Origin of the sequence: Streptomyces sp. 11x1 (assembly GCF_032598905.1) — a bacterium.
Taxonomy (GTDB): Bacteria; Actinomycetota; Actinomycetes; order Streptomycetales; family Streptomycetaceae; genus Streptomyces.
The window spans coordinates 2534013-2548407 of sequence record NZ_CP122458.1 but is presented as its reverse complement, the minus strand read 5'-3'; the positions used below and the strand labels follow the sequence as shown (position 1 = coordinate 2548407).

Below are 14395 nucleotides of genomic sequence, written 5' to 3'. Positions count from 1 at the left end.
GCTCAGGGTCGGAAACCGCGACGGGACCGGCCGGGAGGAGCCGACCGCGCGCCTCTTCCGCGCGCCGCCGCGGACTCCTGCCGAAGGGTGTCCCGCCGGTGCAGTGCCGCTATCGCCGGTGAGGTGTCCAGGCAGACGATGCCCACGACGGTGGCGGCCACACCGGTCACTGTGAGCGCCGTGAGCGGCCATCCACCGTGCAACGTCTCGCCGAACAAGGTGGCTCCCACGGTCACGGCCACGACCGGCTCGGTTGTGTCGATCACCGTCACCGAGGCGGCGAGCGGCCCCTCCCGGAACGCGCTCTGGATCAACAGCAGTCCACCGACGCTCGCGACGACGAGGACGTACGTCTGCCAGGCCGACACGACGGCGACGAACCCTCTGGGCATCCGGGCCACCGTGGCAGCCAGCAGTACCGACTGGAACCCCATGACCGCACCCGCGGCGAGGGCCATGAAGGAGGCCCGCGCCACCCCGGCGACGTAGGCGCACACGACCAGGGCACCGGCCACCACGGCGGCTACCGTCCCCGACGCCAGCAGCCACGGACCGAGGTGAGCGGTCGCCGGGTCCCCGCCACTCGGCCGGGCCGTAACCAGAGCGGTGGCGAGGCCGGCCGCCACGGCTACGGTGCCGCTCCACTCGCGCATCCCCAGCCGGACACGGTGCAGCCGGGCCGACAGCGGGATGGCGAAGACGAGCTCGCATACGATCAGCGGCTGCACCAGGCTGAGTGGACCGAACGCCAGCGCGAGGGACTGGAACCCGTACGCCACGATCGCGAGCCCGATACCGGACAACCACATCGGCTGTCGCAGCAGATGCGACAGCAACCGCCAGGACAAAGCCTCCTCGGGAGGCCGTGTGCTCGCCGAGCGCTGCTGGAGCACACCGGCCACCGCGAAACAGGCACCCGCGGCGAGAGCGGCAAGAACGGAGACGGTCATCCGGCATACCGGGAGATGAGGGTCGACGAGCGCAGTCCTGATGCTCGCGCGGCGGCAGGAGGGGACCGAGCGGTGCGGCGGGGGTGTCCGGCGCACGACGAAGGGCGGAGTGGTGCCGCTGCCGACCTCACCCGTGGGGGTCGCCCCACGGTTCCGGGGCGAATCAGCCGCAGCACGCGTACGGATCGCTGCCGGATCACGTGTCGGCCCCCGCGGGCGGGGACGGGCCGCCTCTCGTTGTCGGGTGCTGCCGGGACCGGTTTCACGGGGGCCGGCCCAAAGGCCGCCGGGCGGGCGTACTCCGCCGGACGCAACGGCTCAGCTGTACCAGAGCGACCGCGAGAGTGGCGCGTGGGTCGGGTCGGCGGACCGGTGACCGGCTCCTGTTCCTCATTCCCGTCATCGTCGGCGAACGGCTCGCACGTCCGGAGTGCTTCGCGCAGCTGGTCGCAACAACGTCTCAGGATGCGCGAGACCTGCATCTGGGAGACCCCGATGCCATCCGCGATCTGCTGTTGGGTGTGCTCCCGATAGAAGCGGAGGTAGATGACCCGGCGATCCCGTTCCGGTAGCCGCTTCACCAGGGAGGCCAGGGCCACGTTGTCGACGACGCGACCGAGCGCGGGGTCGTCGGACCCCACGAGGCAGGAGAGGGGGGCTTCCTGGTCGCGTCCCGCCGACTCGTCGAGGGAACGCGGACGGCATTCCTGCACCGCCCGCAGTGTGGACAGAACGCGGTTCGGCTGGAGCCCCGTACGCTCAGCGATTTGCTCGGCGTCGGGTGAGCACCCGTGGAGTTGCTGCTCGAGCTCCTCCACGGCTCGGAAGATATGACCGCTCGCCTCCTGGAGGGGACGGGGCAGCCGTACACAGGCGGTGCCATCGCGCAGGTGCCGCCGCAGTTCACCGGTGACCTTGGGAAGTGCGTACGACAGAAAGGCGTGACCCAGAGAGGGGTCGTAGCCGTCGACGGCCTTGACCAGTCCGAGGGAGGCGACCTGCACGAGATCCTCGAATTCCTCCCCATGGTGCCGGAAGCGGCGCGCGACACGGTGGGCCATCGGCAGCAGCTGACGGATGACGTGGTCCCGGAGGGCCGATTGTCGTGGCCCCGGGAGCTGCTCCGAGAGCTCGCGCATCAGCGCGTCGAGTTGCTCCGAGCCCGGCCCTTCAGCGGCAGGGCGAGTCCGGATCGAGTCGGCGGCTGAGGAGGGCATGGGGCCTCTGGGATGTCGGGCTCGGCTGGGACGTGTGGCTGGGAATGCCGTGGCTCGACGCCTGGCATCCGGCGAGCAGGGACCAAACGGTCACGTGCGGCGCCGCTGCCGTTGGTATCGGGGCCACGACGACTTCTCGTGGGCGGCCGTAGTGTTCACGTCACTCTTGGAGTCACCCTTCGCCCGCGTCGCGAAACACCGCGTGACCCAGGTGCGGGCACCCTGCCCGTCATACGAGTGACTTCGTGTGCCGCCCGTTTGCGGAGCCGGCCCGGGCAGCCGGGTACATGTCCTACCGGAACCGCCCTGATGGAGATCGTTTCTCGAACTGCTCCGATTGACGCCGATGGTCAGGCCCGCCGCAGCCAGACTCCGAGCGGAGCAGCCGCCCGGGCGACCCGGAGCATCCTTTCCGGAGCCGTGGTGAGCCCTTGGTGCATTGACTCGCAGGGTTGTTCACGCGGGTGATGGGTGGCCGGCCGCCGAGTGCGGTGTCGCGCGTATGCCTCCATGATGACCGCGTACAGGGCCTGGTCGATGCGGCGCAGGCGTTCCAGCAGGCTGGGGAAGAAGGATCCGGTGCGGACCTTGGGGATCGCCAGGTCCAGGTCCCCGGCCTGCGTGGTCGGCACCTTGTCCCGGACCCCGTTGCGCATCGTCGTGCGGGTCTCGGTGTGTTCGCCGGGCTCCGCACCGATGTGGGCGGTGGCCTCGGCCTCGATGAGTTCCTGCAGGATCCGTTGGGCCAGGATCCTGATCAACTCGATTCCGTCCGCCGTACGCAGTGGTAGCCAGTCGGCAGAACCTGTTGAACGTGGCCCGTAGCCTGCCGCGGGCCCAAAGTCCCAGAGAAGTCCCAGAGATGCCGCCGCATCCCCTCTGACCCGCTAAGTCGCAGGTCAGAGGGGGTGCGGCGGCATCCGCTCATCAAATGTCCCGGAAGAGACCAGTGAACGCCGTGACCTGCCACGCTTACTGGGGGCGAGTGGTTGACCTGGGTAAACGCCCTTTCCGCTGTTTCACGGCCATGCACGTTGATGCAGCCGGAAGTCCCAGAAAAGTCCCAGGGCACTGCCACTGCCGACAGCCACTCTTTCGGCTCTGTACAGAGTTCGGGGCGTGACAGTGACCTGTGGTGGAGCTTCGAGCGGCACGGTGCCGGGCCTCAGGCGGCGGCCCCACCGGTGTGTCGGTGGTCGTGGCGCGACAGTGCACGGGCGGTCTCGATCTCTTCGCGAGTGAGTTCCTCGTTGCCGGTCCCGAAGCCGACGACGGTCTCCCGCAGCTTGTCCATCGTGCCCCGCTGTTCGAGAGGCTCCCTGAACGCCGGTCGGGAGCCGGTTCGGCGGTGGGAGGATGCGGCGAGGGCGACAGAGGGGTGGGAAGCGTGGGGCGGGGCGAGCGGGACACGGTCGCGAGGGGAGCGCGACTGGACGAGGCGGCGCAGGCGGTGCTCGGTGACCACGGAAGGGCGGTGGAGGCGGTACGGGCGGCACTGAAGCCGATCCATGACGCGGCGGTGAAGCGGGAGCTCGACGCCATCCCTGTCGTTCGGCTGCAGGACGTCACCGAAGGGCGGCTGCGGCTGGGGAGCGTCGAGAAGAGCGGACTGCGCACCCTGGGCAGTGTCCTCGAAGCCGGCCCGTACCGGTTGCGGCAGATTCCCGGTGTCGGGCAGCGCACCGTCGACCAGATGCTCGCCGCCGCCCGCCGGCTCTCCGAGGCCGTGCACGAGACCGTGGCCGTCCACATCGACGTGGACCGGCCGGAACCGAGCACCACCGCGCTCGTCATGGCGCTGCACGTCCTGGTGGAGGCGGGTCCGGACGCCCGGCGTGCGGTCGACAAGGCCACCGTCCTGGCGGAACGGCTCGGTCCGTTGCTCGACGACGCCAGGCCCGCCGCCGGACGTATCCGGATGTTCCTGGCGGGCCAGGAGAAGAAGGCTCGCGCGTTGGCGGCGGTCACCGAAATCCGATCGCTGGTGGACGAGGCGGAGCCGACGGGCCTGCCCGGACTGCTCGCCCAGGCGTCGGTGGACCTGCTCCGGGGGCCTTCGTCCGACATCGCGGCCTGGGTGGATTTCGAACTCCGTTCCGCGGAGTACTACAGCCTGCTCGCCGAGATCTCCGGGCGGCCGCCGGACACGGCCGCCGCCGAGGGTTTCCTACCGGACGAGATCGCCGAGCGGGTACGCACGAAACACCTCGACGACGCGCACCGTCGGGTCTCCCTGCGCGGCTACCAGGCGTTCGGCGCGCGGTTCGCACTCGCGCAGCGCAAGGTGATACTCGGCGACGAGATGGGCCTCGGAAAGACCATCCAGGCGATCGCCGTCCTCGCGCACCTGGCCGCCGAGGGGGAGAGTCACTTCATGGTCGTCTGCCCGGCGAGCGTCCTGGTGAACTGGACACGGGAGGTCGAGGCCCGCAGCGCCCTGCCTGTCATGGCGCTCCACGGCCCCGATCGGCACGAGGCGTTCGCCGACTGGAAGGGGCGGGGCGGAGTCGCGGTGACCACGTTCGATGCGCTGCGCGGATTTCCCGTACCGGGCGGCGGGGAGGTCGGACTGCTCGTGGTCGACGAAGCGCACTTCGTGAAGAACCCGAAGGCCAAGCGGTCCCAGGCGGTCGCCCTGTGGGCGGAGCGTTGCGGGCGTGCCCTCTTCATGACCGGAACCCCGATGGAGAACAGGGTCGTGGAGTTCCGCAACCTGGTCCAGATGCTCGACGGCGATGTCGCGGATTCCCTGGGTGAACGGGACGCCTTGGCCGGATCGGTCGCCTTTCGCAAGGCCGTGGCCCCGGTCTACCTGCGGCGCAACCAGGAGGACGTGCTGACGGAACTCCCGAGTCTCCAGCAGACCGACGAGTGGGAGGAGTTGAGCGTCTCGGACGAGGAGGCGTACCGCGAAGCCGTGCGCGCGGGCAACTTCATGGCGATGCGCAGGGCCGCGTACATGCGCCCCGATAAGTCGGCCAAGCTGGACCGGCTTCGGGAGATCGTTCGGGAGGCCGGCGAGAACGGGCAGAAGACGGTGGTCTTCTCCAATTTCAAGGACGTACTGGGCGTGGTGAAGGAAGCACTTGCGGCCGGAACCACCGACGGCACTGCGGTGTTCGGCCCGCTCGTCGGAAGCGTCCCGGCCGGGCGGCGGCAGCAGATCGTCGACGACTTCGCCGGCACCGCGGGCCCCGCGGTGCTCTTGGGGCAGATCCAGGCGGCGGGTGTCGGCCTCAACATGCAGGCTGCCTCCGTCATCGTCATCTGCGAACCCCAGATCAAGCCGACCATCGAACACCAGGCGGTGGCCCGAGCCCACCGTATGGGGCAGGTCAGGCCGGTTCGCGTGTACCGCCTCCTCGCCACCGGCGGCGTGGACGAACGCTTGGTGAGGATGCTGGAGGCCAAGACCCGCCTGTTCGACGCCTACGCCCGACGCAGCGCCGTGGCCGAAGCCACCCCGGACGCGGTCGACGTGTCGGACACCGAGCTGGCGCGCCGGATCGTCGAGGAGGAACAGGCACGTCTGGGCATGACCGCGTGACTGCCGAGTCCGACCTGGCGGGGCCCGCATGCGCCGGTCGTCGTTGTCGAGGGCTGTGAGGACCACGGCGTCGTACAGGTGGGGGATGTTCGCGCGGTCGGGGCTCCCGGGCTGCCGAGGCGCCCGGAGTCGTCGGCGACCAGTTCCGAGCGGGCGCCGGGCTCCTCCGGGGGTGAAGGCGCCGTGTTCCCTGAGGGGGATCTTCCGGCCCGGTGGAGTCCGGTCGTCAGCGCTGCGGGGTGGAGCGGGCGGTGGTTGCCGCTGCAGTGAGGGGTGGTGATCGGCCGCAGCAGCCCGGCCGTGTGCCGGTGCGTTCCCAGGAACCCGCGACGGCCCGCACGTCGTTCTGGTGATCGCGACCGGTCCCTGCGTCGACCCGCGAGGGTTCAGCGCGGTGCCCCGTCCCCCGGCGGGCGGCGGTCACCCTTGGGGCCTCTCCGGGGAGCGCAGCGACACCACCATGGCACCGGGGACATCAGGGAGTCAGGATGCCGGGTTCCGTCCAGGTCGCCGTGTCCCGTCCGCCGCGTCCATGAGGGGCTGAGCGGCGGGCAGTTCGGCGAGTTCCCGCCACGCGGACGCGCAGAAGTGCATCGCTCCGCCCTGCTCGCACAACTCGCCCGCTCGCCGGTACACCGCTGCGGCGGTGGACGTGTCACCCAGCGCACGGTAGATCCTCGCGGTCCACAGCAGGTTCACCCCGACCTCGTGCGTGGCGGGCCAGGCTCCCGCGTCCACCGCCGCGTCGGCCATCAGCCGGGCCCGGTCGTGCTGCCCCCGTCCGAGGGCCAGGTGCCCTTCGAGTACGGCCAGGTGGACCAGCATGCTCGTGTGGCCGAGTACCTCGATCACCGGCCGGGCCCTGGCCACCCGCTCGTCCACCTGCTCGTCGAGGCCCTGGTCGACGAGGAACTCGGCGATCGCCAGGTAGTACTGCGCCTCCGCCCAGGCGTTGATGTCCTGGCGCGGGTCGATCTGCTCCAGGGCGCGCTCGAACCAGGTCCGCGCCTGTGCGTAGTCGTCGGTCAGCAGGCCCAGCCGGGCCGACTCCCGGTACGCCGCGCTGCGCTGCCGCCAGGGGACCTCGTCCGAGATCCGCGCGACGAGCGCGTCGGCCACCTCGCGCCCCCAGCGTCGATGGCCGCTCCATGCGCAGGCGTTCACCAGTACGGTGCCCGCGCGCACGGCTACGGAGGCTTCCTGCCGGGGCTCGGCGAGCGTCCACGCGAGCTGGGCGAACCGCAGGCCGGCGACGAGGTCGCCGTTGCGCAGGCTGAGTTCGGCGAGGTGCCGGGCGACCCGTTCCCGCCTCTCCGTCGAGGAGCGGGTGTACGGGTCGTCGAGGAGCTGCCGCAACAGCAGCCGGCTCTCGTCGACGCGGCCGTTCCTGCCGTGGACACGGGCCAGTGACCAGCGGACCTCCCAGAGCATGTCATCGGGTGGGCCGTCCCCGTGCCTGTCCAGTACCGCGGTGAGCTGTTCGGCGGCCGCGTCAAAGGCGCCTTCCTCTTCCTCCTTGCGCGCCCTGAACAGCAGCTCCATGAGGTCGATCCGCCCGGGAGCGTATCTGCCGGCGCTGCCCGCGATTTCGTCGCCCGCCTCCTGCTTCGGGGCGCCTGTGTCCTCCGCGTGGAGAGACCGGGGAGCAACCCCCAGTCTCTCCGCGAGTTCGGCGACGACCTCCGGGCTCGGCACGCGCTTGCCGCCCTCGAGCAGCGAGACGTAGCTCGCGGAGAGCCCCGGTCCGGCGAGCTCGGCCTGGGACATGCCCGCTCGCAGTCGGAGCTCTCGCATCCTTCTTCCGAACTCGGGCTGCGTCGGCACTACGGGCTCCTCACTGGGACGGACGACTCTGCGAGGGCGGTGGTACCCCCCGGCAACCCATGATGACTCCCGCCCCACGAAGTTCCCTGACCGGCCTCCAGAATTGAAGGGTTGACTCGGACCCTGTCATGAAGTCAGGGTAACCAGTCATGGGACATGACTGATCATGACACGGGGGCGGGGCGCTGTTGTGGACACCCGGGAGGGCCGGTGTGAGCCGCGTGCTCGTCGAGCCGTGTGCGGGTGACGGCCCGGCGGTGACGGGTGGTGGCCGCGCCGACCCGCGGGCGGTTGTCGAATGTGCGGGAAGTGCGAATGCCTCGCGTATATGGTGTGTGAATCTCAACTCCCCTTGGATTCAAGGAGAGTTGGTGACGCCGCATCCGGAATCGGTGCCGTGGCTCGGGCGTCGTCCCAGCGTCGGCCAAGGAGAACTGGCGTGGTTCGAGGGAGCTTCGTGGTGCATGGCATACAGGTGAGACTGTTCGGAGAGGTGGAGCTTCGGCGCAGGGGCCGACCCCTGACGGCCCCGCCGGGCAAGGCCCTTGAACTGCTCGGCTACTTATTGGTCCACCGCGACCGCATGCACACCCGTGAAGCGGTCTCGGAGCTGCTGTGGCCGGACTTCGAGCCCGGCGCCGCCCGAAAGTACTTGCGTCAGACTCTGTGGCGGCTCAACACAGCCATGCAGGACCGGTCGAACGAGCACGGCGATGCAGGTGAGGCGGGAGACGCGGCACGCGAACTCGTCGTCGTCGATCCCCACCGCGTCCGGATCAACCCGGCCGCGTCCTGCTGGCTGGACGTGGACGCGTTCGAGGAGAGTTACGCGAAGGTCCGTGACACGCCCGGTCACGCCCTCTCCGACGATCAGGCGCACATGGTGGAATACGCGCTCGGCCTCTACCGCGGCGATCTGTTGGCCACCTGGTACCACGAGTGGTGCGACCACGAGCGGGACCGCCTGAGACACGCCCATCTGGCCATGCTGGACCAGTTGATGGGCCACTGCGAGGCACGCGGACTCTATGCGAGGGGGGTCGGCTTCGGGCAGGCCGTCCTGCGTCACGACGCGGCCAGGGAGCACACCCACCGGCAGCTGATGCGGCTGCACTACGCCGCCGGTGACCGCACGGCCGCGCTCCGCCAGTACGAGCGGTGCACCTCGGTGGTGAGCCAGGAGTTCGGGGTGGGGCCGTCGGCGGACACCACGGTCCTCTACGAGCACATCCGGGCCGACCGGGCCGAGGACATCCTGCCGGGCGGTGTCCGGGGGGCGGTGGCCGCACGGCCGACGTACGAGGTGCGAGGCTCGGTCGGATCCGACGGCTCCCCTGAGCGGCCGGAGCCGTTGCCCACCAGCGCGATTCCGACGCAACGGCAGTCATCTCGGAGTGAGACCGCGCCGGTCGATCCTGCCCGGCTACAGTCGATCGGCCCGTCAGGCCCGTCAGGCCCGTCAGGCCCGTCAGGCCCGTCAGGCCCGTCAGGCCCGTCAGGCCCGTCCGGCCGGTCAGGTTCGTCAGGCCCGTCCGGCTCGTCCGGCCACGACAGCCGGACTCCGAGCAGCATGCCGGACCAGAGGCGAAGACCGACCAGGGACCACCGGAACGAGGGGCGGGGCGATATGGGCGGTGCGAGCTATGCCGACTCGACGGAGCACCTGTTGGCCGAGTTCGCTCGGCTCGATCTGCTTCTGCGCAGACAGGTCGGACAGGCCCGCCGCTCCCACCGCGAGCCCGCCGGCGAACTCTCCGCGCTGTACGTCACGGACACCGAGGCGGACGCGCTGCTGGACGGCACGCTCGGCACCCCACCCGCGGCCGGGGACCCGGAATCCGAAGCGGAGCTGGACAGGCTGTCGGCGGAGATCGCCGAACGCGTGACGCTGAGCCTGCGCGGGGGTGTGAACCTGCGGCTCGTGGCCCTGGCCGGGCTGTTCGAACTGCACCCCGTGGACATAGACATCGTCGTGATGTGCCTCGCCCCGGAGATGGACCGCCGCTACGAGCGGCTGTACGGCTATCTGCACGACGACCTGACCCGGCGGCTGCCGACGGTCGGCCTCGCCCTGGACATCCTGTGCTCCGACCCTGCGGCGCGGGCCGTCGCACGGACCCGGTTCGCGCCGTCGGCGCCGCTGCTCCGACACCGTCTGATCACGCTCGCGGAGGACTCCGCGACGCCGGCGCACTCCCTGCTGGGCAACAGCGTCCGGCTGGATCCGCGGGTCGCCGGGTTCCTGCTGGAGGACGATGATCCGGCCGACCGACTGCGGCCGTACGCGCGGCCGGTCGCACCGGCCGGCACACCTGAAGACCTGCACTTCCCCCCGGAGTTCGGCGCGTCACTGGCCCGGCTGGGCGAGCACGCCGACGACCGCCTCGTGGTCTACTGCCAGGGCTCATACGGCGTCGGCAAGCAGAGTGCCGCTGCCGCCTGCGCCCGGCGCTGGAACGCCCCGCTGCTGGTGGTGTCCACGGAACTGCTCGCGGAACGCCCGATGGAGGAGTTCACGGCCCTGGTCGCCCTTGTCGACCGGGAGGCGCGGCTGCAGGGCGGGGTCATGTACTGGGAGAATGCCGATGCCCTCCTCGGTGAACAGGCCCGCCCCCGGCTTTCGTTGCTGCTGTCCACGCTGGCGACCCATCCCGGCCCGGCGTTCCTGGCGGGCGACACCGCGTGGGAGCCGGCCGACCCGCCGCAGGGCATGACCTTCGTACGGCTGGAGTTCCCCGCTCCGGGCTATGCGGAGCGGCTCCGCCTCTGGGAATCTGCGCTCGACGGGCTCGACGGGACGAACCGGGTGGTGCTGGATCTGGCCGCGGTCTCCGGGAAGTTCCGGCTGAGCGGCGGTCAGATCCATGACGCCGCGGCGACCGCCCGCAACCTGGCACACGCCCGCGCACCCGAGGCGCCCCGGATGACCCAGGACGACCTGTACGCGGCGTGCCGGTTGCAGTCCAACCGCAAACTGGCCGAACTGGCCCAGCAGATCACGCCGCACTACGGCTGGGACGACATCGTGCTGCCGGCCGACCGGATGGAGCAGTTACGAGAGGTCGCCGATCAGGTGCGCTACCGGGCCCTGGTGTACGAGTCCTGGGGCTTCGAGCGCAAACTGGCCAACGGCCGGGGCCTGGCCGTGCTGTTCGCCGGTCCGTCCGGCACCGGCAAGACCATGGCCGCCGACGTCCTGGCCCACGAACTCGGCCTGGACCTCTACAAGATCGACCTGTCGACCGTGGTGAGCAAGTACATCGGCGAGACCGAGAAGAACCTCTCCCGGATCTTCGCCGAGGCCGCCACCAGCAACGCGGTGCTCTTCTTCGACGAGGCCGACGCGATGTTCGGCAAGCGCTCCCAGGTCCGCGACGCGCACGACAAGTACGCCAACCTGGAGACCAGCTACCTGTTGCAGCGGATGGAGCAGCACGAGGGGGTCGTCGTCCTGGCCACCAACCTGCGCAAGAACCTCGACGACGCGTTCATCCGCCGCCTGCACGCCACCATCGACTTCCCCGTCCCCGGCGTCGAGGAGCGCCGCCGCATCTGGGAGCAGGTCTGGCCCAAGGACGCTCCCCTGGACGGGAGTGTCGACCCGGACCTGCTCGCCCGGCAGATCGACCTGCCCGGTGGCAACATCCGCAACATCGCCCTCGCGGGCGCCTTCCTCGCCGCCGCGGACGGCGGGGTGGTGACGATGGGTCATCTGCTTCGGGCCACACGGCGCGAGTACCAGAAGATGGGCAAGATCCTGACCACCGGAGAGCTCGGTACCGGTACCACTGCTGGAAAGGATGCTTCACATGCGTTCCCCTCAGAGTGAGGCCACATCGGTGCCGAAGGCACCGGCCACCGTCGCAGCCGAGGGCCCCGTGTCGCCGGGGCGCCGACCCGCACGCCCCGGCGACGGGTTGCTGCATCTGCAGCGCCGGTACGGAAACCGGCGGGCGCAGGGCATCATCCAGGCCAAGCTGAACGTCGGCCCGGTCGACGATCCGCTGGAGCGCGAGGCCGACAGGGTCTCGCGTCTGGCGATGGGCGCAACACCGTCCGTGTCGGCGCAGCGGGTTCCGGAGGCGGTCCGGCAGGTGCCGCATGCCGAAGGTGGCGCGGCGGATCCCTCGGTCACCCAGGCGGTGGAGCGGGCGCGCGGCGGCGGTCAGGCCGTGCCGAGGGGTGTGCGGGCGCGGATGGAGAGGGCGACCGGGGCGGATTTCGGTTCGGTGCGGCTGCACGTGGACGCAGAGTCGGATCGGCTCAACGACGCGTTGGGGTCGCGGGCGTTCACGGTGGGCGCGGATGTGTTCGTCAGGCGAAGCGAGTACCGGCCGGGTAGCGCTCAGGGCGATGCTTTGTTGGGCCATGAGCTGACGCACACCGTTCAGCAGGGCGCTGCCGGTCCGCGGGTCGGCGGCGCGTCGAAGGCCACGGTGCGGCGCGACGATGGCCTCAGGGCGCAGAGGGCGCCGAAGAAGAAGCCGAATCTCATGCCGCGCGGCGACGAATTCACCCGTGCGTACAACGAAATCGAGTACTTCAAGGCCTACATCAAGTCGATCGATGACAAGACGGCGCGCACAGAATTTGAAGAAGAATTGCTCAATGATGTCATTGAATTCCAGAAGGGCAGTATAAAGAGCTACAAGGAGGTCTTCAAAGCCGCGTTCCCGCACCGAGAGGACGAGGGAAAGACGCTCGGTGTCGACGAGACGGCCCGGGCGGCGAGCGGTGTGAGCAACTTGCTGGAAGGCCTCACTGGTATGAAAGGTAGGATCAGTGAATGGGCCCGAAATAAGGGTCTCGAGGGCTTCGGGGGGGAAGACCTCAACAAGGGTGACCTCGGGCGGATGCTCGCTGAAAAAGGCGAGGCTGCCTGGAAGAAGGATTACACGGACACCAAGAAGATCATTGACGGCGTGCTCGAGGGCGAGAGGTACCTTGGCCAGCCTCTGGAGTACCTGGGCAGCCTGAAGCGGGGGAACCGCGGTCCGCACAAGGGGCGGACGGCATTCAACGTCGACCATTTCGATGTCGACCTGTTTGTGGTGCATCCGGCCAAGTGGGAAGAAGTAAAGGGAAAAGTCATGAAAGAAAATCCGGAAAAGTGGGACAAGGAAAAGGCATTCCCGCAGGACGTGAAGCCGCATCTCAATGACCTCATACAACTGGGGAAGGCGGTAGGTGGAAAGCTGGCCGGCGCGCTGAATGGGCGCCTGCGGGACGGCGTCCTCAGGGAGATAAGGGAAGATACGGATATCGTACTGCGTGAAAAGCATCCGTAGGCTAACCAGAGAGTGAGCGAGAGATGCGGCCACTGCACCTGCTCAGATTTTCCGTCCGGTCCGATGTCCTCCAGCCACTCGGGCAGGTGGCCGAACGGCTGGGTGACATCATGGGGTGCTCGTTCCGTCCGGGGTATCACCGCGAGGAGACGGCTGCTCGCACGGCCGAACTGCTCGGAATGGACGTGTACCTCTACGAGTGGCGGGGGCTGGGGGACCGCCGGATCTACAGATTCCACGGGGATATCGGCAGAGGAAAGTACGCCCCCTACGCGGAAACCGAAGGTGTCGAATACCTTCGAATTGACATCAGTGAAGCCATCATCGACCTCCTGGCTGCTCATGGCGGTGGTGAGTGGCATCGGCCCACTGAAGCCGATATCGCAGCGGAGATCGCATACGGAAGCCGAATTCTGCGATCCGAATAAGGGGAGGTGCGGGGCAACCGGGCCGCCCCGACGGCGGCGTCGGTCGGACCCCGATGCGACACGGCGCCGTGCCCGGCGCGCGAACACCCACCGGCCGCGCCCGATTCCGGTGCGTACCCCGCTGTGCCGTTCCGTGACTGTCACGCCGTACACCACCCTCCGCCGGTGAGAACCTCGAATCACCCACCCGGTCCGCGGCTTTGGCGTCGCCGCGGGGACGGGTGTGGCACCGCAGGGCGTATCCGTTTCCGTCGAGGCGGTCTGTCGGCTCCTCTCGCCGCGTGAGCGCCGACGACATGCGGTGGCGGACTGCCAGCGCCCTCCTTCCGCCGCGTGCTCCTGACGTCTGTCGGTCGCAGTGCGGCGTGCACCCTGGTGGTGCCTTCCACGCCGACTGCCACGCCACCGCACCGTAGTCCCCGCCGCGCCGAGGCGCACGGAGAGACGCTTCGGCAGACGGTCGGGGGACGCGGGGCGTGTAGACCTACTGTTCCGAGTTGTTCGGCACGGCGGCAAGGCGAGGAGAAGCAATGTTCCAGGATCTGGACGCGACCCTCGCCGCGCTCGTCGAGGCCGAACTGCCGCTGTCCGGCATCACCGTCAGCTTCGCCACCCCGGACGACCAGTTCCCGCCCTCCGGTGTCACCCTGCCGGCGGTCGCGTTCTTCCTGTACGACGTGCGGGAGAACCACGAACTGCGCACCAACCAGTGGGACAACACGCGGCAGGAGTCCGGGATGGTCACGCGCAAGCGCGCACCGGCGCGGGTCCTGTGCTCCTATCTGGTCACCGCCTGGCCGAACGAGAGCGCGCCCAACCCGGCGCAGGACGAACACCGTCTGCTCGGCGCGGTGATGAAGGTGCTGCTGCGCCACCGGGAGATCCCCGCGAGCTATCTGCGGGGCGAGTTGGCCGAGCAGCCGGCTCCGCTGCCGGCCAGGGTCACCGCCGAGAGCCAGTTGCAGGGCATCGGCGAGTTCTGGCAGGCCATGGGCGGACGGCCCAAGGCGATCCTGCACTACAGCGTCACGCTCAGCGTCGACGTCTTTGAATCCACCGACGTCGGACCCGTGGTGACCGAGAGGGTCGTCCGGGTCGGCCACGGCGTCGACCACAAGTCATGACGAGGGGGAGATCCCGC

The 14395-nt window shown here is 69.4% G+C and carries 10 protein-coding genes and 1 pseudogene; 6 read left to right on the top strand and 5 right to left on the bottom strand.

The features are described from left to right. Positions 1-2: 2 nt before the first annotated feature. Complete coding sequence (locus P8T65_RS11130; RefSeq protein WP_316725260.1) at positions 3-950, bottom strand: DMT family transporter; 948 nt, start codon at positions 948-950, stop codon at positions 3-5. After that, entirely contained in the window at positions 947-2011 is a 1065-nt protein-coding gene (locus P8T65_RS47235) for a sigma-70 family RNA polymerase sigma factor (RefSeq protein ID WP_399098717.1), read from the bottom strand. The genes P8T65_RS11130 and P8T65_RS47235 overlap by 4 nt, the downstream gene beginning before the upstream one ends. Here P8T65_RS47235 and P8T65_RS11125 point away from each other — a divergent pair. After that, positions 1892-2158 carry a hypothetical protein gene (locus P8T65_RS11125; RefSeq protein WP_316725259.1) on the top strand — a complete coding sequence of 89 codons (267 nt, stop codon included), beginning with the start codon at positions 1892-1894 and terminating at the stop codon, positions 2156-2158. The two genes, P8T65_RS47235 and P8T65_RS11125, sit on opposite strands and share 120 nt — an antisense overlap. A 503-nt stretch (positions 2159-2661) precedes the next feature. On the opposite strand, the pseudogene P8T65_RS11120 reads toward P8T65_RS11125, so the two are convergent. Both P8T65_RS11120 and P8T65_RS11115 read right to left on the bottom strand, forming a co-directional pair. Continuing rightward, a pseudogene (locus P8T65_RS11120) lies at positions 2662-2952 on the bottom strand (transposase); the annotation flags it as partial. A gap of 380 nt (positions 2953-3332) precedes the next feature. Further along, entirely contained in the window at positions 3333-3461 is a 129-nt protein-coding gene (locus tag P8T65_RS11115; protein WP_316725258.1) for a hypothetical protein, read from the bottom strand. Between the two features lie 93 nt (positions 3462-3554). On the opposite strand from P8T65_RS11115, the gene P8T65_RS11110 reads away from it, so the two are divergent. After that, positions 3555-5714 carry a DEAD/DEAH box helicase gene (locus P8T65_RS11110; RefSeq protein WP_316725257.1) on the top strand — a complete coding sequence of 720 codons (2160 nt, stop codon included), beginning with the start codon at positions 3555-3557 and terminating at the stop codon, positions 5712-5714. Between the two features lie 483 nt (positions 5715-6197). Here P8T65_RS11110 and P8T65_RS11105 read toward each other — a convergent pair whose 3' ends face one another. Then, on the bottom strand, positions 6198-7538 hold the full coding sequence (locus tag P8T65_RS11105; protein ID WP_316725256.1) for a helix-turn-helix transcriptional regulator: 1341 nt from the start codon (positions 7536-7538) through the stop codon (positions 6198-6200). A 475-nt stretch (positions 7539-8013) separates the two neighbouring features. On the opposite strand from P8T65_RS11105, the gene P8T65_RS11100 reads away from it, so the two are divergent. From P8T65_RS11100 to P8T65_RS11085, 4 genes are all read left to right on the top strand, one after another. Further along, on the top strand, positions 8014-11367 hold the full coding sequence (locus P8T65_RS11100) for an AAA family ATPase (RefSeq protein WP_316725255.1): 3354 nt from the start codon (positions 8014-8016) through the stop codon (positions 11365-11367). Then, positions 11348-12826: a DUF4157 domain-containing protein gene (locus P8T65_RS11095; RefSeq protein WP_316725254.1), complete on the top strand. Its 1479-nt coding sequence runs from the start codon at positions 11348-11350 to the stop codon at positions 12824-12826. The genes P8T65_RS11100 and P8T65_RS11095 overlap by 20 nt, the downstream gene beginning before the upstream one ends. Positions 12827-12912: 86 nt before the next feature. Then, on the top strand, positions 12913-13254 hold the full coding sequence (locus P8T65_RS11090) for a hypothetical protein (protein WP_316725253.1): 342 nt from the start codon (positions 12913-12915) through the stop codon (positions 13252-13254). Between the two features lie 530 nt (positions 13255-13784). Then, positions 13785-14378, top strand: coding sequence for a DUF4255 domain-containing protein (locus tag P8T65_RS11085; RefSeq protein ID WP_316725252.1), 594 nt, complete (start codon positions 13785-13787; stop codon positions 14376-14378). Positions 14379-14395: the final 17 nt, after the last annotated feature.